Source organism: Loktanella salsilacus (assembly GCF_900114485.1).
Lineage (GTDB): Bacteria > Pseudomonadota > Alphaproteobacteria > Rhodobacterales > Rhodobacteraceae > Loktanella > Loktanella salsilacus.
Genome location: NZ_FOTF01000001.1, coordinates 113,284 through 130,927, shown reverse-complemented (window position 1 = coordinate 130,927; position 17,644 = coordinate 113,284). Strand labels below are relative to the sequence as shown.

General features: G+C 61.0%; 17 protein-coding genes and 1 tRNA gene. 10 read left to right on the top strand and 8 right to left on the bottom strand.

Annotated elements, in window-relative coordinates:
- Position 1: 1 nt before the first annotated feature.
- From BM131_RS00610 to cysG, 4 genes are read right to left on the bottom strand one after another with little or no spacing between them, the layout of a single operon-like run.
- Positions 2–742 carry a phosphoadenylyl-sulfate reductase gene (locus BM131_RS00610; protein WP_090184110.1) on the bottom strand — a complete coding sequence of 247 codons (741 nt, stop codon included), beginning with the start codon at positions 740–742 and terminating at the stop codon, positions 2–4.
- The gene (locus tag BM131_RS00605; RefSeq protein WP_090184107.1) at positions 732–2,402 is read right to left on the bottom strand and encodes a nitrite/sulfite reductase; all 1,671 of its coding nucleotides are present in this window, start codon (positions 2,400–2,402) and stop codon (positions 732–734) included. The genes BM131_RS00610 and BM131_RS00605 overlap by 11 nt, the downstream gene beginning before the upstream one ends.
- Positions 2,403–2,405: 3 nt before the next feature.
- On the bottom strand, positions 2,406–2,705 hold the full coding sequence (locus tag BM131_RS00600) for a DUF2849 domain-containing protein (protein ID WP_090184104.1): 300 nt from the start codon (positions 2,703–2,705) through the stop codon (positions 2,406–2,408).
- Positions 2,705–4,102: a siroheme synthase CysG gene (gene cysG / locus BM131_RS00595; protein WP_090184101.1), complete on the bottom strand. Its 1,398-nt coding sequence runs from the start codon at positions 4,100–4,102 to the stop codon at positions 2,705–2,707. The genes BM131_RS00600 and cysG overlap by 1 nt, the downstream gene beginning before the upstream one ends.
- Before the next feature lie 135 nt (positions 4,103–4,237).
- Between cysG and BM131_RS00590 the strand changes: the two genes are divergently transcribed.
- Positions 4,238–4,699, top strand: coding sequence for an Lrp/AsnC family transcriptional regulator (locus tag BM131_RS00590; RefSeq protein ID WP_090184098.1), 462 nt, complete (start codon positions 4,238–4,240; stop codon positions 4,697–4,699).
- Between the two features lie 107 nt (positions 4,700–4,806).
- On the opposite strand, the gene BM131_RS00585 is transcribed toward BM131_RS00590, so the two are convergent.
- On the bottom strand, positions 4,807–5,964 hold the full coding sequence (locus tag BM131_RS00585) for a cytochrome P450 (protein ID WP_090184096.1): 1,158 nt from the start codon (positions 5,962–5,964) through the stop codon (positions 4,807–4,809).
- Between the two features lie 215 nt (positions 5,965–6,179).
- Here BM131_RS00585 and BM131_RS00580 point away from each other — a divergent pair, with 215 nt between their 5' ends.
- The 3 genes from BM131_RS00580 (at position 6,180) to BM131_RS00570 (ending at position 9,525) form a co-directional block, all read left to right on the top strand.
- On the top strand, positions 6,180–7,199 hold the full coding sequence (locus tag BM131_RS00580) for a DctP family TRAP transporter solute-binding subunit (protein ID WP_090184093.1): 1,020 nt from the start codon (positions 6,180–6,182) through the stop codon (positions 7,197–7,199).
- Positions 7,200–7,323: 124 nt separating this feature from the next.
- A complete protein-coding gene (locus BM131_RS00575; RefSeq protein WP_090184090.1) occupies positions 7,324–8,100 on the top strand; it encodes a TRAP transporter small permease in 777 nt (258 codons plus the stop codon).
- Between the two features lie 3 nt (positions 8,101–8,103).
- Entirely contained in the window at positions 8,104–9,525 is a 1,422-nt protein-coding gene (locus BM131_RS00570) for a TRAP transporter large permease (protein ID WP_090184089.1), read from the top strand.
- Positions 9,526–9,639: 114 nt separating this feature from the next.
- On the opposite strand, the gene tpiA is transcribed toward BM131_RS00570, so the two are convergent.
- The gene (gene tpiA / locus BM131_RS00565) at positions 9,640–10,383 is read right to left on the bottom strand and encodes a triose-phosphate isomerase (protein WP_090184086.1); all 744 of its coding nucleotides are present in this window, start codon (positions 10,381–10,383) and stop codon (positions 9,640–9,642) included.
- A 66-nt stretch (positions 10,384–10,449) separates the two neighbouring features.
- Here tpiA and BM131_RS00560 point away from each other — a divergent pair, with 66 nt between their 5' ends.
- Positions 10,450–11,388, top strand: a complete 939-nt coding sequence (locus tag BM131_RS00560) for an isopenicillin N synthase family dioxygenase (protein ID WP_090184084.1) — start codon at positions 10,450–10,452, stop codon at positions 11,386–11,388.
- A gap of 80 nt (positions 11,389–11,468) precedes the next feature.
- Here the strand turns inward: BM131_RS00560 and BM131_RS00555 are convergent, their stop codons facing one another.
- Both BM131_RS00555 and BM131_RS00550 read right to left on the bottom strand, forming a co-directional pair.
- Positions 11,469–11,831, bottom strand: coding sequence for a HesB/IscA family protein (locus tag BM131_RS00555; RefSeq protein WP_090184082.1), 363 nt, complete (start codon positions 11,829–11,831; stop codon positions 11,469–11,471).
- A gap of 70 nt (positions 11,832–11,901) precedes the next feature.
- Entirely contained in the window at positions 11,902–12,264 is a 363-nt protein-coding gene (locus BM131_RS00550) for an SUF system Fe-S cluster assembly protein (protein ID WP_090184079.1), read from the bottom strand.
- Positions 12,265–12,464: 200 nt separating this feature from the next.
- Between BM131_RS00550 and tgt the strand changes: the two genes are divergently transcribed.
- The 5 genes from tgt (at position 12,465) to BM131_RS00525 (ending at position 17,638) form a co-directional block, all read left to right on the top strand.
- Positions 12,465–13,595, top strand: coding sequence for a tRNA guanosine(34) transglycosylase Tgt (gene tgt, locus BM131_RS00545; protein ID WP_090184578.1), 1,131 nt, complete (start codon positions 12,465–12,467; stop codon positions 13,593–13,595).
- Positions 13,596–13,913: 318 nt separating this feature from the next.
- A complete protein-coding gene (gene lon / locus BM131_RS00540) occupies positions 13,914–16,322 on the top strand; it encodes an endopeptidase La (protein ID WP_090184076.1) in 2,409 nt (802 codons plus the stop codon).
- Between the two features lie 163 nt (positions 16,323–16,485).
- A complete protein-coding gene (locus BM131_RS00535; RefSeq protein ID WP_245754090.1) occupies positions 16,486–16,935 on the top strand; it encodes an HU family DNA-binding protein in 450 nt (149 codons plus the stop codon).
- A gap of 12 nt (positions 16,936–16,947) precedes the next feature.
- Positions 16,948–17,022: transfer RNA gene (locus BM131_RS00530), tRNA-Val, on the top strand.
- 55 nt (positions 17,023–17,077) lie between these two features.
- Entirely contained in the window at positions 17,078–17,638 is a 561-nt protein-coding gene (locus BM131_RS00525; protein ID WP_090184074.1) for a histidine phosphatase family protein, read from the top strand.
- The last annotated feature ends 6 nt before the right edge of the window (positions 17,639–17,644 follow it).

The window sequence follows — 17,644 nt, the reverse complement described above, 5'->3', positions numbered from 1 at the left end:
CTCATCCGACCTTTGCCTCCGGCGCTTGTATCCGAACCATCTTGCCATTCACAAAGTGAATTCCGCATTCGGTCTTTTCCTGATTGCGCCAGCGGCCCGCGCGGGGGTCTTCACCCGGCGCAACGCGCGTAGTGCAGGGGGCGCAGCCGATGGATGGATAGCCTTGCGCGACCAGCGGATGCCGGGGCAGGCGGTTTTCGGTCATGTAGTCCTGCACGTCCTGCCGGTCCCAATGGGCTAGCGGGTTCACCTTGAGGTGATCGCCATCCGCCTCGAAGAACGGCAAGGCCGTACGTTTGCCGCCTTGGTATTGCTTGCGCCCGGTAATCCAGCCGTCAAAGGGGGCCAGCGCCCGCTGCAATGGCACGGTCTTGCGCAGTGCGCAGCAGCTATCGGGATCGGCAAGGTGCAGCAGGCCTTCGTTGTCTTGCTCAAACACCTCCTGCCGGTCCGGGTGCAAAACGTGCATGTCCTTCAGGTTCAGCCGCTCTGCGACCTCCATCTGATAGGTTAGCGTTTCGGCAAAGAGCATTTCGGTATCCAGAAAGATTACCGGCGTGTGGCGATCAATGACCGACACCAAATGCAGCAGCGCCACGGATTCCGCGCCAAAAGAGCTGACAAGCGCAAGTTGCCCGACATCAGGGTCTTTCAGCGCCCGTTCCAGCACCGCATGGGCTGAATGATGCTTATACGCACTATTCAGCGCATCGGCGCGGGCTTGCAGATCGTCACGCGGCATCACGCTTCCCTTCTTTATCGGGGTAAAGGACAGCCTTGAACGGCTCTGCCCCTAGACGGCGGTAGGCTTGCAGGAATGTCTCTTCGGGGGCATCGCGCAGGTCCATGTAGCCCAGCACCAGACGTTCAATCGCGGGGATGATTTCCTCTGCGCTGAAACCGGGACCAGCGCGTTCACCAATCGCCGCATCCTGCGTGCCGTCGCCGCCCAGCGTCACCTGATAGTTTTCAACCCCCGCACGGTCGAGGCCGAGGATGCCGATATGGCCGACGTGGTGATGCCCGCAGGCATTGATGCAGCCCGAAATCTTAATTTTCAGCGGGCCGACGTCGTGTTCCAGTTTCAGCTCGTCAAAGCGGGTGGCGATCTGCTGGGCAATCGGGATCGAACGCGCCGTCGCCAGCGCGCAATAATCCATCCCGGGGCAAGCGATGATGTCAGAAATCAGGCCGATATTCGCCGTCGCCAGTTCCACAGCGCGCAGGGCAGCATAGACCTCGACCAGATCGGCCTTGGCGATATGCGGCAGGATCACGTTCTGCTCGTGGCTGATGCGCAGCTCATTGTGACCAAAGCGTTCGGCCAGATCGGCCAGGACACGCATCTGCTCGGCGCTGGCATCGCCGGGGGTCGCGCCGTGCTTTTTCAGCGACACGCTGACGATGGTATAATCCGCGTTTTTATGCGCGGTCAGGTTTGTGTCGCACCAGCTGCGGAACGCAGGGTTTGCGGCCTTCGCGGCCTCAAAGCCGTCGGTGCCGCGCGCGGGCAGGGCGGGCGGCGCGAAGGCCGCCTTGATGTCAGCCAGCAGCACCTGATCCACGCCAGAGAACGTCGGCTTGATCCGGGCAAACCGATCTTCGACGCGGGTGCGGATATCGTCGATACCATGCTCGTGCACGGTGATCTTGATGCGCGCCTTGTACTTGTTGTCGCGGCGTCCCAGCAGGTTCCACACGGACACAATCGCCTCGCAATAGGGCAGGATATCGGCCTGCGACACGAAGGCGCTGATTTCCTTGCCGATCATCGGCGTGCGGCCAAGGCCCCCGCCGACCAGTACGCGAAAGCCGATCTCGCCGTCCTTTTCTACCAGTTGCAAGCCGATGTCATGGGCCGCGATCACAGCGCGATCCTGTTCGGCACCAGTCACGGCAATCTTGAACTTGCGCGGCAGGAACTGGAACTCGGGATGGTCGGTCGACCACTGGCGCAGCAATTCTGCATAGGGGCGCGGATCGGCGACCTCGTCCGCGGCAGCGCCGGCAAAGTGGTCGGCGGTCACGTTGCGGATTGTGTTGCCGCTGGTCTGGATCGCGTGCATTTCCACGTCGGCCAAAGCCTCTAGGATATCTGGCACATCCGGCAGCTTAGGCCAGTTGTACTGGATGTTCTGGCGCGTGGTGAAGTGGCCATAGCCTTGGTCGAACTTTTCCGCGATCATCGCCAACTGGCGCATCTGGCCGCCGTTCAGCGTGCCGTAAGGGATCGCAACCCGCAGCATATAGGCATGCAGCTGCAGATACAGACCGTTCATCAGGCGCAGCGGCTTGAATTCATCCTCGGTCAGGCTGCCGTCAATGCGGCGTTCCACTTGGCCGCGGAACTGGGCAACACGCGTGCGGACAAAAGCTTCGTCGAATTCGTTATAGCTATACATTGGTTAAGCCTCTGCCTGCTTGCCGTGGAAATAGTTGGAAGGCCCGCGCGTGCGGAACTCCTCGCGAAAGTGGGTGGGCGCGGGGCCGTTATCCGTCGCCTTGGCGTCTGCCAAATAGGCACCGGCGATTTCCGCCTGCCGCAGGTTCGCCTCGATCAGACGCAGGTCTGCATGGGCCTCATCGCTTAGCAGCTCTGCCTCGGCGATATCGCCGGTCCAGCGGTCGTCTTCGGTTAGCCAGACAGCGTCGCCGGACAGCAGGGCATTGGCCGTGACGACCTTGGGGGTAAATTGCTTCGCCATCACGCGAACTCCTCGATATTCATGTCGTTACGGGCGGCCACCGCGTCGCGGGGGGCAAGGCCCAGAAAGGTCAGGGCAGGGCCGTTCAGGCCTGCTTTGGTCAAAGTCGGCTCGAGCTGCGCCAGCGTAGTCGCCAGCACCCGCGCATCCGGGCGGGATGCGTTTTCGATCACCGTCACCGGCGTCATTGGATTGGCACCATGCATTAGCAGCCGCCCCTGAATGAACCGCGCCGCGCGCTTGCCCATATAGATCGCGGCAACCTCGCCGGGGCGGGCCAGCGCTTTCCAATCGTGATCGGCAAAGCCTTTGGTGTCGTGCCCGGTCAGAAACCGCACCGACCCGTTGCGCCCGCGCTTGGTCAGGCTTTGCCCGATCCCAGCCACAGCGGCACTGGCCGCCGTGATCCCCGGCACGATGCGCCAGCTGATGCCCGCCGCATCCAGCGCGTCTATTTCCTCATCCAAGCGGCCAAAGACCGTCGGATCGCCAGATTTAAGCCGCACAACATGGGCCCCGTTCAGGGCGTGCTGCACGATCAGCGCGTCGATGTCTTCCTGCGCCATCGCCGCGCCAAAGCCTTCTTTGCCCGCGTCGATCATCACGGCCTCGCGGCGCGCAAGCTCTAGGATCTCGCCGCTGACAAGGCGGTCGTAAATCACGACATCGGCCACATCCAGCGCCTTGCGGGCCTTCAGCGTCAGCAGCTCTGGATCGCCCGGACCTGCGCCAACCAGATCCACATGGCCCAGCTTTTCAGTTGTGGCCAAGGTCTCATCCAGCAGCGCTTCCAACGCAGGTACGACGGCGGATTCCCCTCCTTTTTCAATTGCTTGCGGGCCGATCTTATCGTAAAATGCGGACCAGAAATCCCGCCGCTTCACGCCCATCGGCAGCACATCAGCCGCCGCGCGAAAGGTCTTGCCGATCCGCGCCAAAACGCCCAGCTGCGCCGGAAGCCGCTCTTCCAGGTCACGCTTGATGCGCCGCGCTAGAACGGGGGCCGCGCCTTCGGTGCCGATGGCCACGACAACCGGATCACGGTCCACGATGGCAGGGGTGATGAACTGGCTGTCTGCCAGATTATCAACGATATTTACCCGCGCGCCGTCGCGGTGCGCCAGCGCGGCCACCCGCGCGTCCTCGACGTCATCCTCGTTCGCCGCATAAAACAAGACAGCGCACATCGCGTCACCCGGCTCCATACCGCGCGAAATCAGGTGCAAACGCCCCTCAGCGGCCCAACGATGGATTTCAGGCGCAGCCTGCGCTGCAATCACGGTCACATGCGCCGTCGTCTTTAGGATCAGGCGCAGCTTGGCCAGCGCAGCCTCACCGCCACCGGACAGAACGATGCGCCGTCCTGCGACGGCCATGAAGACGGGAAAATGATCCATGCCAAGCGCTCCTTTACTTGCCCTTGATATAGAACATTGTTCTGGTTTTTGACCACTACTGCGCGTAGATAAGGACATACGTCCCGCGCTCATGTCAAATCAGCACGCCTGTGCCAGAATAATCGGAAACGCAGTATGCCCGTTCGCATCGACGACACAGATCGAAAAATCCTCGCCGCCTTGCAACGCGATGCCAGCCGCTCGCTCGATGAAATCGCCGCCGAAGTCGGCTCTTCCAAGACGCCTGTGTGGAATCGGATCCGCAAATTGCGCGAGGCTGGCATCATCGGTCAAACCACCGTCATCCTTGATGCCGAAGCGCTGGGGTTCGAGGCGTGTTTCTTCGTCCTGATCCGCACCAGTGAACACGATGCCGACTGGCAAAAACGCTTCCTCGCCGCCCTTAAATCCCGGCCAGAGGTGCAAGAAGCGCACCGCCTTGCTGGGGATATCGACTACATCCTTAAGGTCCGCGTCGCCAACGCCCGCGCCTATGACACCTTCTACCAAGCCCTGATTTCAGAGGTGAAAGTCCACAACGTCACAGCACTACTATCGATGGAGGAAATCAAATCCACCGCCGCCTTGCCGCTATGATCCTCCCGCGGCCAGTCCGGTCTGCCCGCCTTGCGTCATCCCATCATCTTGCCGAAAATACTCCCGCCGGAGGCCGCGACACCACCCAACGCGCGGCGATCGCAGGCTTACCCGCGCCGCACCGTCAACCGCTCCAACCCATGAAAATGATAAACATCCGCGTAAACGGGCGCTTCGGCTAAGACCAGATCTGGGCAGCGCTCCCACAGGACCTCTAGCGCGATCTGCAATTCCATACGCGCCAGCGGCGCGCCGACGCAGAAATGCGCGCCGCCGCCAAAGGCGACATGTGCGGGGCCTGTGCGCTCTGGGTTGAATGCCTCTGGCGCGTCCCAGATGCTGGGGTCGCGGTTGGCGGACCCTAGCAGGCAGCCGATCTTCTCGCCGCGCTTGAACGACTGGCCTGCGATCTCGCAATCCTCCATCACCCAGCGCGTGAACATATGCAGGGGCGGATCAAGGCGCATGATCTCCTCCACCGCAGCGGCATCCGCGCGGCGCACGCCGGCCTCTAGCATCGCTTTGACGCCGTTGCCCAGCGTATGCACCGTCGCCTCGTGGCCCGCATTCAGCAGTAGAATACAGGTCGAGATCATCTCCGCCTCGTTGATTTTATCCCCGGCCGCCAGCAGGGTCGAAATCAGGTCATCGCCCGGTTCTGCACGCTTGTGGACCAGATGCGCGCGGATAAAGGCGCTGAAATCTTCCGTCGCGGCCTCGGCCTCGGCAATAATCTGGGGCGTCAGCCGCGCCTGATACATCGCGACCATGGCGTTGGACCAGCGCAGCAGATCGTCCGCCGCAGACTCTGGCACGCCCAGCAGGCGGGCGATGGTGATGACGGGCACAGGGCGAGCATAGGCGTCCAGCAGGTCAAAGTCCCCGGCGGGAAACTGGTCGACCAAAGTATGACACAGCGCCCGGATGCCATCCGCCAGCCCGGCAATCCCGCGGGACGTAAAGGACCGCAGCACCAGCCCGCGCAGGCGCATGTGATCGGCCCCTTCCAGCTCTAGCATGGAATGCGCCTCGATCCCGTCGAACGCGGCGCGGGCGGCGTCGGGGGCGGGGGCAAGCTCTTCGGGTACCTGACGCCCCAGCCGTTTGTCGCGCAGCATAGCAGAGGTCACGGCATGGCTGGTCGTGCAGATCAGATCGTAATCCGTCCACCGCACAAATGGCCCCAGCGCGCGCATTGCGTCATAGGCAGGGTAGGGGTTTTGCACGAATGCAGGCTCGGTCGGGGATTGGGTGAAGCTTTTCATATCGCGCAATATTTCCGGCTTGCTGCACTTCCGCAAGGCCCGGTTGCATCCGCACGCTGCCCTGACCCTTTTTTGCACAACCCATTCTTATGTTAGCGCTATAAGGTCACTTTGCCGCGCGATAAGCGCTTGTCACCTTCACCTTGTCGTGTAGACATAATTGACCGTTTCGGCCTTAGACCGAAAGCAAACTTCGATCTCTGGGAGGAGACACCATGACTTTTCTGAAAACCGCCGCTCTTGCTGCTGCGATGTCCGTCGCTGCCACCGCCACGCTGGCCGAAAGCCATTCCGCTGCGGGCTGCGATGACGGCGAAACCGTCGTCAAGTTTAGCCACGTCACCAACACCGACAAGCACCCCAAGGGGATCGCGGCGCAGCTGTTGATGGAACGTGTCAACGCAGAGATGGACGGCACCATGTGCATGGAGGTCTTCCCGAACTCCACCCTGTACACCGACGAGCAGGTCATCGAAGCCTTGCTGCGCGGCGACGTGCAACTGGCCGCGCCGTCCCTGTCGCTGTTCGAATCCATCACCAAAGCCTACCGCTTGTTCGACCTGCCGTTCATGTTCAAAAACATCGACGCTGTTGACGCGTTCCAAGCGTCCGAGACGGGCAAAGGCATGCTGGACATGATGCAGCGCCGCGGCCTGCAGGGTCTGGGCTACTGGCACAACGGCATGAAGCAGATTTCGGCCAACAAGCCGCTGCTAGAGCCTTCTGACGCAAACGGCCTGAAGTTCCGCGTGCAGCCGTCTGACGTGCTGGTCGCACAGATGAACGCACTGGGTGCCTCGCCGCAGCCGATGGCGTTTTCCGAAGTCTACGGTGCGCTGCAGACTGGCGTTGTCGACGGCCAGGAAAACACATGGTCCAACATCTACGGCCAGAAGTTCTTTGAAGTGCAGGACGGCGTGACCGAAACCAACCACGGCGTGCTCGACTATATGGTCGTCACCTCGATGGACTTCCTTGATGCGCTTGACCCAGCCGTGCGCGACCAGTTCCTGACCATCATGAACGAGGTCACAACAGAGCGGAACGCCGCTGTGGGTGAAGTCGACCTTGAGGCACGTCAGGCCATTCTGGACGCTGGCGGCAAGATCGTAGAGCTGACACCAGAGCAGCGTGCTGACTGGGTTGCCGTGATGAAGCCCGTCTGGGAAGAGTTCGCCGAAGAAGTCGGTCAGGACAACATCGACGCCGCTCAGGCGATCAACGACACCATGTAATCGCCTTTGCGCGGGTGGGTTCAGGCCCGCCCGCGCAACGTTGCGACACAGACGCGGCCCGGACACTCACACCAGCGTCCGGGCCGTTTGACCATCATAGCATCACGCAAAAGGGGGGATGGCGATGAGCCAGCATTATCAGGCCAAAGGCATCGTGGGGGCTGCGGTCAACGGGTTCGAAGAGGGCGTGATCGCCCTGCTTCTGGGCGCGATGACCCTGCTGACCTTCACCAACGTGGTGCTACGCTATACCGCTGGCACATGGTTCGAATATCTGACCGACGGCATCTTTTGGGGCGTCAGCCGGGTATTTCACACGCTATTCGGCACCGCTGTTGTCGATGCGGCCCCTTCGATGATTATCTGGAGCCTTGAGGTCGTCCTCGTCATGTTCGCATGGTTGGTGCTGTTCGGCATCGCCTACGGCTTTAAGGTCACGGCGCATCTGGGCGTCGATGCGGTCACGAACCTGTTGTCGCCGCGCCCGCGCAAGATCGTGGCGCTGATCGCAGGCGCGCTGTGCATCGCCTATGCGCTGCTGTTCCTCAAAGGGGCCTATGACTACTGGGCCCCCTTCGCTGATTTGCCCCCCACCGCAGGCCGCTGGTTCCCAATGGGTTTTGATACCTCAGTGCGCTCTGGCTCTTTCTTTGAAACCGACCAGATCCCCATGCCCGACTGGCTGCGGTTCCTAGAGCCTTTGATCAACTACGATGAGCGTTATTCCAAGCTGCCCCGCCTGATCCCCTACACGATGCTGCCCATCGCCGCCGTGCTGATCTTATTCCGGGTGGTCCAAGCCGTCTGGCGCGTCTGGACAGACCAAGCCGCCAGCCTGATCGTTTCCCATGAAGCCGAAGATGCCGTGGCCGAGGCCGCCCTTCTGAACAAGGACGCCTGAACCATGGAAGTTCTCCTCTTATTCGTTCTTATCATCGGGTTCCTGCTGATCGGTGTGCCGATCGCCGTATCGCTGGGCCTTGCGTCGATCCTGTTCCAGCTGTGGTTCTCTGACACCTCGCTCGGCGCGGTTGCGCAGGCGATCTTTCAGGCGATGGCCGGGCACTATACCCTGCTCGCGATCCCGTTCTTCATCCTCGCGTCCAGCTTTATGTCCACTGGGGGCGTGGCCAAACGGATCATCCGCTTTGCCATCGCCTGCGTGGGCCACCTTCAGGGCGGCCTTGCGATCGCGGGCGTGCTGGCCTGCATGATCTTCGCCGCTTTGTCCGGCTCGTCGCCGGCCACCGTGGTCGCCATCGGCTCCATCGTCATCGCAGCCATGACCAAGGCCGGTTACACCAAAGAATTCGCCGCTGGCGTGATCTGTAACGCAGGTACGCTGGGCATCCTGATCCCGCCGTCCATCGTGATGGTGGTCTATGCTTCGGCCACAGACGTCAGCGTCGGACGCATGTTCCTTGCGGGCGTGTTCCCGGGCCTGCTGGCTGGCATCATGCTGATGATCACGATCTACGTCATGGCGCGGGTCAAAAATATGCCCAAAGGCGAATGGCTTGGCTGGGGCGAAGTCACTGACAGCTTCCGCGACGCGCTTTGGGGCCTTGGCCTGATCCTGATCATCATGGGCGGCATCTATGGCCACACTTGGGTCTCGCTTGACCCGATCGGGATTTACTGGAAATCCGGCGCCTTCACCCCGACAGAGGCCGCCGCCGTCGCCGCAGTCTACGCCTTCTTCGTGGCCTCTTTCGTCTACCGCGATATGGGCCCGTTGCATGTCGGACCGGGCCAACGCCCGCTGCCGCTGTGGCGCAAGCCTGCCGCGATTGTCACGGCCTTCTTCCACCGTGACACCCGGGCGACGCTGTTCGAATCCGGCAAACTGACCGTCACGCTGATGTTCATCATCGCGAACGCGCTGATCCTCAAGCACGTGCTGACCGACGAACAAGTTCCCCAGCACATCGCCAACGCGATGCTCGGCGTCGGCCTTGGCCCGATCACCTTCTTGATCGTCGTCAACGTGATCTTGCTGATCGGCGGCCAGTTCATGGAACCGTCAGGCCTGATCGTCATCGTGGCCCCGCTGGTCTTCCCCATCGCAATTCAGCTGGGCATCGACCCGATCCACCTTGGCATCATCATGGTGGTGAACATGGAAATCGGCATGATCACACCGCCTGTCGGCTTGAACCTCTTCGTCACCTCTGGCGTAGCGAACATGCCGATGATGGCCGTGGTCCGCGCGGCCCTGCCGTTCCTTGCCGTGCTCTTCGTGTTCCTGATCATGATCACCTACATCCCGATCATCTCCACCTACCTGCCGAACTCGGTGATGGGCCCGGAAACGATAATTAAATAAACAAAGGGGGCGGCCACCATGCCCGGTGCCGCCCCTATCATCTTGCCTTAAATACTCCCGCCGGAGGCATCCCGATTTTTCGCCGAAAAATCGGAGTGGCCCCAACCGCTTCCTTTAGGCGTTTTCCAATGCCGTCACGATAGGCGAAAAGTCCGCTGCCGTCAGGCTCGCCCCGCCGACCAGCGCGCCGTCCACATCAGGGACCGAGAAGATCTCGGCCGCATTGGACCCTTTGACAGAGCCGCCGTACAAGATCCGCACGCCGCCTGCTTCGCGCATGATGTCGCGCAGGGCCGCGCGCAGGGTGCCGTGCACCTCTCCGATTTGGTCTAGCGTTGGGACATGACCGGTGCCAATGGCCCAAACCGGCTCATAAGCGATGACTGTATTGGCGGCTGTCGCGCCGGCTGGCACCGAACCTGCCAGTTGGGCGGTGACGACGGCCAGTGCCTCGCCAGCCTCGCGCTGCGCCAGAGTCTCGCCCAGGCAGATCACCGCGATCAGACCGGCCGTATGGGCGGCGGCCGCCTTGGCTGCGACGTCTGCGTCAGTCTCGCCGTGTTCGCTGCGGCGTTCGGAATGGCCGACGATCACATGGCTTGCGCCTGCATCTTTCAGCATATCTGCCGCGATATCACCGGTATGCGCGCCAGTGGCCGCTGCATGGCAATCCTGCCCGCCGATTTGCAGCGCATGGGTGCCGCGCGCCCAGGCCATTTGCGCCAGCAAGGTTGCGGGCGGGCAAAGCAGCATATCGACCAGCGGATCAGGGTGGGCATCCGTCAGCGCCTTGACCTCGCGCAGCGTGTCAGTGGTGCCATTCATCTTCCAGTTTCCGGCGGCAAGTTTACGGCGCATGATCCATCCTTTGCGTTTTGCTTGCGCTTTGGTAGCAACTGGCAACCCGGATCGAAAGGCCCAGCTATGACAAACCCGCCCATTCCACAGATCGATGCTGCGGCCTTACTGGACTCATCGCATGCAGATCACGGCAAAGCTGTCGCCGCCGCGCGGCTGGGGGCGTCTGATATCGGCTTTATGACAGTACATAACACACCGCTAAGCGCGGACCGCGTGACGCAGGTGATTGCGGCCTACCGCGCGTTTTTCGCTTTGCCAGCGGCGCAAAAGGCGCAGTGGGATATGGCTGCGACGGGATCGAACCGCGGCTGGGGCGCGCCGGGGTCAGAGCAGGTGAACCCGGACGCCAATCCCGATTACAAACAGGTCTTTGATTGCGGTCTGACCTTGCCGCCGGGCGATCCGCTGACGGCGCTGCCTGCCTATGCGCCAAACCTGTGGCCAGACACGCCGCCGGGTTTTGCCGCAGTCCTACAAGCGTATTACGTCGATGCCACCGCCTTTGCCCGCGACCTTCTGGTTGCTGTGCTGAATGCTGTGGGCGAGGATGGCGCGTTCTTTGCAGACCGCTTTACGCGCCCCATGGCCTTGCTGCGCGGCAATTATTATCCCGAACGTCCCGCTGGGGCAGGGGCCAAAGATTTCGGAATCGCAACCCATACCGACTATGGCTGCCTGACGCTTTTGACGACCGATGGCACCCCCGGACTAGAAGTGCGCCGCCGCGGTGGCGGCTGGACCGCGCTGTCAGCGCAGCCCGGCACATTCGTCATCAATTTCGGAGAGATGCTGGAAATCTGGACGACGGGACGGATCGTCGCCACCCCGCACCGCGTTGTTGGCGGATCAGAAGAGCGGATTTCCGTGCCGCTGTTCTTTAACCCCGACCACGATGCGAATGTTGCACCTGCTGGCGTGCCGCCGGTTCTGGCGATTGATCACCTGCAGCGGCGCTTTGATCAGACCTATGTGCATCTGCAGAAGGGAAGCGCCGCCCGCTAATCTGGACGCATCCGAATTTTCGACGAAAATTCGGGCCTCCGGCGGGAGTATTTTGGGCAAGGTGAATGCGTGCAGACCTCTTAGGTGGCGGAGAGGGTCTCGTCGAATTTAATCGACTCGCCGCAGCCACAGGCATCCACAACGTTGGGATTGCGGAACTTGAAGCCGCTTTCCAGCAGGGATGTTTCGTAGTCGATTTCGGTGCCAAACAGGAACATCTGTGCCATCGGCGCGATCATCACGCGGGCACCGTCCACTTCGACGACCTCGTCCATGGGATTGACGTCAGTGACGTATTCCATGGTGTATTCCATGCCAGCGCAGCCGCCCTTTTTCACGCCAACGCGCAGGCCTTGGTGGCTGTCGCGCGACATCAGCTTTGCGATTTGCGCAGCGGCTTTTGGCGTGATCGTGACGGCTTGTTTTCCGGGGATACCGAACATGGCATATCCTTTCAGGTCACTGTGAATGTAGGCACGATAGCGCCGCGCCTCAAGAGGTGCGGCGATTGAGTTACATGAAGCCCAGTTCGAGGCGGGCCTCGTCGCTCATCATGTCCATGCCCCATTGCGGCTCGAACGTCATTTCGACGTCGACATGTTTTACGCCTTCGAGCGGCTCGACCGCGTCGGCGACCCAGCCAGGCATTTCGCCGGCGACGGGGCAACCGGGGGCTGTCAGCGTCATGATGATGCGCACGGCGTTATCTTCGGCGACCTGGATCGTATAGATCAGGCCCAAGTCATAGATATTGACCGGGATTTCCGGGTCATAGACCGAACGGCACGCTTCGACGATTTTTTCGTGCAGCGGATGGTCCGTGCTAGAGGGCGCGATCAGCGGCGTGCCTTCCATTGGTGCGGTCTGGTCTGTCATGATCGGTTCCCGTCTATTCCTGACCGAACATATAGGGATTACCCGCGCAAGGGTAAAGGGCGGCGCGGAGTGAGGGATTTGGGCCTTGGTGAGGCCCGGTGTCGCAGGGCGGGATGCGGGGCGTGTCTTGCCTTGCTATCCGGGCCTTTTCATTTGACGCGGCCACGGGCAAAAGGGGGGCAATCTGCTAGGATATGCCCATGACAACCCGTTTTTCCTTTGATCTGAACGCCACCGATGGGGCGGCCCGCACCGGCGTCATGCATACGCCGCGCGGCGATATCCGCACGCCGGCCTTTATGCCCGTGGGGACAGCGGCGACGGTCAAGGCGATGATGCCCGAAAGTGTCGCTGCCACCGGGGCGGATATTCTGCTGGGCAATACCTATCACTTGATGCTGCGCCCCACGGCAGAGCGGATCGCGAACCTTGGCGGGCTGCACAAATTTATGAACTGGGACAAGCCGATCCTGACGGATTCGGGCGGCTTTCAGGTCATGTCGCTGGCTGATCTGCGCAAGCTGACCGAGAATGGCGTGACGTTTAAGTCCCATATCGACGGGTCCAAACATATGCTGTCGCCCGAGCGGTCGATGGAGATCCAAAAGCTGCTTGGCTCTGACATTGTGATGTGTTTCGACGAATGCCCGGCGCTGCCAGCGGACCGGGACCGGATCGCGGAATCGATGCGGTTGTCGATGCGGTGGGCGCAGCGGTCGCGGGATGCCTTTGGGGACCGGCCGGGCCATGCGCTGTTTGGTATCCAGCAAGGCGGGCTAGAGCAGGACTTTCGCGAGGAATCCGCTAAGGCACTGATTAACGTAGGCTTTGACGGCTACGCGGTCGGCGGCCTTGCGGTGGGCGAAGGGCAAGAGGCGATGTTCGGTTGCCTTGATTTCGCGACCGATATGCTACCGACCGACAAGCCGCGCTACCTGATGGGCGTCGGCAAACCCGACGATATCGTCGGCGCGGTCAAGCGCGGCATAGATATGATGGACTGTGTGTTGCCCAGCCGCTCTGGTCGCACGGGGCAGGGGTTCACGCGTCACGGCGTTGTGAATATGAAGAACGCGCGTCATGCCGACGATCCGCGCCCGCTGGACGAGGCTTGCACATGCCCCGCCTGCCGCAACTATTCGCGCGCCTATCTGCACCACGTGTTTAAGTCGCAAGAGATGATTAGCGGCATGCTGCTGACCTGGCACAACCTGCATTATTTCCAGCAAATCATGGGCGAAATGCGCGATGCGATCGCCGCCGGTACATTTGCCGCATGGGAGGCTGGCTTTCACGCGGGGCGTGCGCAGGGGGATATCGACCCGCTGTAACGCAGTTTGCGCAACGTCAATTCGGCAGATGTGCAGCCGCGTAGACGTTCAATGTTTATTCACCTGTTTCCCGCAGTCTGCTCTTATCAAAAGGTGCGCGCGGGACGGGCAAGGGCCCCTTTGATGAAATGTCGGCTTGCGGCCACTGGCGCGCAGGTTCAACATCGGTGGCAAATCTTGCGCTGCAGCGACGCTTGTCGCTATGGGGGCGCGAGATGTTGAAACGGGGGACACGTCCCCCCACATGAATGATACGGAAACGCCCCAAGGGTCGCCAAATCGGGACCGGGGTGTTTTGCCACTAGAAGGAATAAGAGCATGCAAGACACACTTGCCACATCCTACCCCGTCCTGCCGCTGCGCGACATCGTGGTTTTCCCCCACATGATCGTGCCGCTGTTCGTGGGCCGTGAAAAATCCGTGCGCGCCTTGGAAGAGGTGATGCGCGATGACAAGCAGATCTTGCTGTCCAGCCAGATCGACCCCGGCGAGGATGATCCCGCGCAGGACGGTATCTATAAGGCTGGCGTGCTGGCCAATGTGCTGCAGCTGCTGAAATTGCCCGATGGCACCGTAAAGGTGTTGGTCGAAGGCCGCGCACGCGTGCGGATCGTCGATTTCATCGAGAACGAGAATTTCTTTGAAGCCTCGGCCGAGTATCTGACGGAAATGCCTGGCAACGAAGACGAGATCGAGGCGCTGGTGCGCACGGTTGCGGCTGAATTCGAGCGTTACGCCAAGATCAAGAAAAACATCCCCGAAGAGGCGATGGCCGCCGTGTCGGAAACGACCGAGCCGGCCAAACTGGCTGACCTTGTCGCGGGGCATCTTGGCATCGAAGTTGCTGAAAAGCAGGGCTTGCTGGAAACGCTGTCCGTGTCAGAGCGGCTAGAGAAGGTCTATGGCCTGATGCAGGGCGAAATGTCCGTGCTGCAGGTCGAGAAAAAGATCAAGACCCGCGTCAAAACCCAGATGGAGCGCACGCAGCGCGAATACTATCTGAACGAGCAAATGAAGGCGATCCAGAAGGAACTGGGTGACGGCGAAGAAGGTGCCGGCGAAGTGGCCGAACTGGAAGCCCGCATCGAGGCGACCAAGCTGTCGAAAGAGGCCCGTGAAAAGGTCGACGCCGAGATGAGAAAGCTCAAGAACATGAGCCCGATGAGCGCCGAGGCGACCGTCGTGCGCAACTATCTTGACTGGATCTTGGCTGTGCCATGGGGCGTGAAATCGCGCACCAAGAAGAACCTAGCGCATGCGCAAAAGGTGCTGGATGACGACCACTTTGGCCTGGATAAGGTCAAGGAACGGATCGTCGAATATCTGGCCGTGCAGCAACGCTCTGCCAAGCTGAAGGGGCCGATCATGTGCCTCGTTGGCCCTCCGGGCGTGGGTAAAACCTCGCTGGGTAAGTCGGTTGCAAAGGCGACGGGGCGCGAATTCATCCGCATCAGCCTTGGCGGCGTGCGTGACGAATCCGAAATCCGCGGCCACCGCCGGACGTATATCGGGTCCATGCCCGGTAAGATCATTCAGGCGCTGAAAAAGGCGAAGACGACGAACCCGCTGATCTTGCTCGATGAAATCGACAAGATGGGGCAGGATTTCCGGGGCGACCCGGCGTCGGCGATGCTCGAGGTGCTTGATCCGGAACAGAACGCAAGCTTCGTGGACCACTACCTTGAGGTGGAATACGACCTGTCGAACGTGATGTTCCTGACCACGGCGAATAGCTACAACATGCCGGGGCCGCTGCTTGACCGGATGGAAATCATCAGCCTGTCTGGCTACACCGAAGACGAAAAGCGCGAAATCGCGCGCCAGCACCTGCTGCCTAAGGTCATGAAAAACCACGGGTTGAAGGCGAAAGAGTTCAGCGTCGACGATAGCGCGCTGACGGACATTGCGCGGTATTACACCCGCGAGGCTGGTGTACGGAACTTCGAGCGTGAGCTGGCCAAGATCGCCCGCAAGGCCGTGACCAAGATCGTCAAGAAAGAGGTCGAAGCCGTCGCTGTGACAGCCGACAACCTTGATGACTATCTGGGCGTGCGCAAGCATCGCTACGGGCTCGCGGAAAAGGACGATCAGATCGGTGTTGTGACCGGGCTGGCGTGGACCTCTGTCGGCGGTGAATTGCTGTCGATCGAAGCACTGCGTCTGCCGGGCAAGGGCCGGATGAAAACGACCGGCAAGCTGGGCGATGTGATGAAGGAATCCATCGAGGCGGCAAGCTCTTACGTGCGCTCCATCAGCCCCAGCATCGGGGTGAAACCGACGAAGTTCGACACGACGGACATCCACGTCCACGTGCCGGATGGTGCAACGCCCAAGGACGGGCCTAGCGCAGGTCTTGCGATGGTGACGTCCATCGTGTCGGTCCTGACGCAAATCCCGGTCCGCAAGGATATCGCCATGACCGGCGAGGTGTCTTTGCGCGGTAATGCGATGCCGATTGGCGGATTGAAGGAAAAATTGCTGGCCGCCCTGCGCGGCGGGATCAAGACCGTCCTGATCCCCGAGGAGAATGAAAAAGACCTCGTGGATATTCCCGATAACGTGAAGGAAGGTCTGACGATCATCCCGGTGTCCCATGTGTCGCAAGTGTTGAAGCACGCCCTTGTGCGTCAGCCGGACGCGATTGAATGGGACGAGGCGGCAGAAGAAGCCGCCGCCGCAGCCGCCCTTGTTGCCCGCAATCAGGGCGTCGGGGCCGGCGTTCACTAAGACGCGCCTAAACCTGTGAAAGGCGCGCCCCTGCGGCGCGCCTTTTGCATCTGAGGCATAGATTTGCCACGATTAATCGCTATTGATGAGGAAATACCGCCCTATGTGGCGGCCCCGGATTCGAAATGACACGATCCGGGTTCACGCCTTAGAAGGAAGCGACATGACCGATAAACCCACAAAATCTACTGACGGCACTGTTCAGCTCTCGGCCGCTGCGCCCAAGGTTCAGATCACGCCCGCAGCTGGTGCGAAGGCACCTGCGCCGCGCGTTGTGGGTGCGAACGTCGATATGCCCGCCGGCGAGTCGATCAAGAAATCCGCCTTTATTGACCGCGTCATCGCGCGCGGCGATTTGAAAAAGCGCGACGCTAAGCCCGCGATTGAAGCAGCCTTGGCTGAGCTGGCAGATCTGCTCGCTGCGGGCGAGGAATTGGTGCTGCCGCCCATGGGCAAGCTGAAGGCCGTCAAGGTCAAGGATTTGGGCGAGGGTGCGCAAATGATGACCCTTAAGCTGCGCACGATGAAAGACGGCGCAGGCCTTGGCGCTGGCAATGCGGGCGGTGCACAAAATGCAAAATCCGGGGTTGCAGATGCGGGCGACGACAGCTAAATCACGCCACACGGGTGATTAGCTCAGTGGTAGAGCGCTTCGTTCACATCGAAGATGTCAGGAGTTCAAATCTCTTATCACCCACCAGAATTTCGGGGTGTCACCGCAGGGTGGCACCCTTTTTCTTTGGGGGAATACGTCCATGCATGACCTATATATTCTGCGCCACGGCGAAACGACGTGGAACCGAGAGGGCCGGATGCAGGGGCACCTGAACGCCCCGCTGACCGATCTGGGGCAGGCGCAGGCAGCAGCGCAGGGCGCCGTGCTGGCGCAGCGCGATTTGCGCGGCTTTGCCTTTTATTCGTCGCCGCTGGCGCGTGCGGTGCAGACCGCCGGGTTGGCGCTGGGGGGCGTGGCGACAGAAATCCACACCGACGCCCGCCTGCGTGAAATCGATGTTGGCGCATGGCAAGGCAAGCTGCGCCACAGCTTTGCCGCACCAAACGCGGTCGAGGGGCCGGATGGCGATTTGTCGGTCTATGCCAGCGCGCCGGGCGAAGGCTTGGCCGGCGTCGCAGCGCGGGCGCGGGCGTTTTTGGCCGATCTGGACGGTCCAGCGGTGATCGTTTGCCACGGAATCATCAGTCGATTTTTGCGCTGCGCCGCGCTTGGACTGGACGATGCGGCCTGGGATACATTGCCGGGCGGGCAGGGGAATGTATTTTACTTGCACAAAGGCCGCGCAGAGGAGTTGCACTAGCGCAAA

Bases quoted from the DNA above. Each gene is read 5' to 3' on its own strand.
- BM131_RS00575 (WP_090184090.1), top strand. From the start codon at position 7,324: ATGAGCCAGCATTATCAGGCCAAAGGCATCGTGGGGGCTGCGGTCAAC.
- BM131_RS00560 (WP_090184084.1), top strand. From the start codon at position 10,450: ATGACAAACCCGCCCATTCCACAGATCGATGCTGCGGCCTTACTGGAC.
- cysG (WP_090184101.1), bottom strand. From the start codon at position 4,102: ATGGATCATTTTCCCGTCTTCATGGCCGTCGCAGGACGGCGCATCGTT.
- BM131_RS00585 (WP_090184096.1), bottom strand. From the start codon at position 5,964: ATGAAAAGCTTCACCCAATCCCCGACCGAGCCTGCATTCGTGCAAAAC.
- BM131_RS00550 (WP_090184079.1), bottom strand. From the start codon at position 12,264: ATGACAGACCAGACCGCACCAATGGAAGGCACGCCGCTGATCGCGCCC.
- BM131_RS00535 (WP_245754090.1), top strand. From the start codon at position 16,486: ATGACCGATAAACCCACAAAATCTACTGACGGCACTGTTCAGCTCTCG.
- lon (WP_090184076.1), top strand. From the start codon at position 13,914: ATGCAAGACACACTTGCCACATCCTACCCCGTCCTGCCGCTGCGCGAC.
- BM131_RS00590 (WP_090184098.1), top strand. From the start codon at position 4,238: ATGCCCGTTCGCATCGACGACACAGATCGAAAAATCCTCGCCGCCTTG.
- BM131_RS00580 (WP_090184093.1), top strand. From the start codon at position 6,180: ATGACTTTTCTGAAAACCGCCGCTCTTGCTGCTGCGATGTCCGTCGCT.
- tgt (WP_090184578.1), top strand. From the start codon at position 12,465: ATGACAACCCGTTTTTCCTTTGATCTGAACGCCACCGATGGGGCGGCC.
- BM131_RS00570 (WP_090184089.1), top strand. From the start codon at position 8,104: ATGGAAGTTCTCCTCTTATTCGTTCTTATCATCGGGTTCCTGCTGATC.
- BM131_RS00600 (WP_090184104.1), bottom strand. From the start codon at position 2,705: ATGGCGAAGCAATTTACCCCCAAGGTCGTCACGGCCAATGCCCTGCTG.
- tpiA (WP_090184086.1), bottom strand. From the start codon at position 10,383: ATGCGCCGTAAACTTGCCGCCGGAAACTGGAAGATGAATGGCACCACT.
- BM131_RS00610 (WP_090184110.1), bottom strand. From the start codon at position 742: ATGCCGCGTGACGATCTGCAAGCCCGCGCCGATGCGCTGAATAGTGCG.
- BM131_RS00605 (WP_090184107.1), bottom strand. From the start codon at position 2,402: ATGTATAGCTATAACGAATTCGACGAAGCTTTTGTCCGCACGCGTGTT.
- BM131_RS00525 (WP_090184074.1), top strand. From the start codon at position 17,078: ATGCATGACCTATATATTCTGCGCCACGGCGAAACGACGTGGAACCGA.
- BM131_RS00555 (WP_090184082.1), bottom strand. From the start codon at position 11,831: ATGTTCGGTATCCCCGGAAAACAAGCCGTCACGATCACGCCAAAAGCC.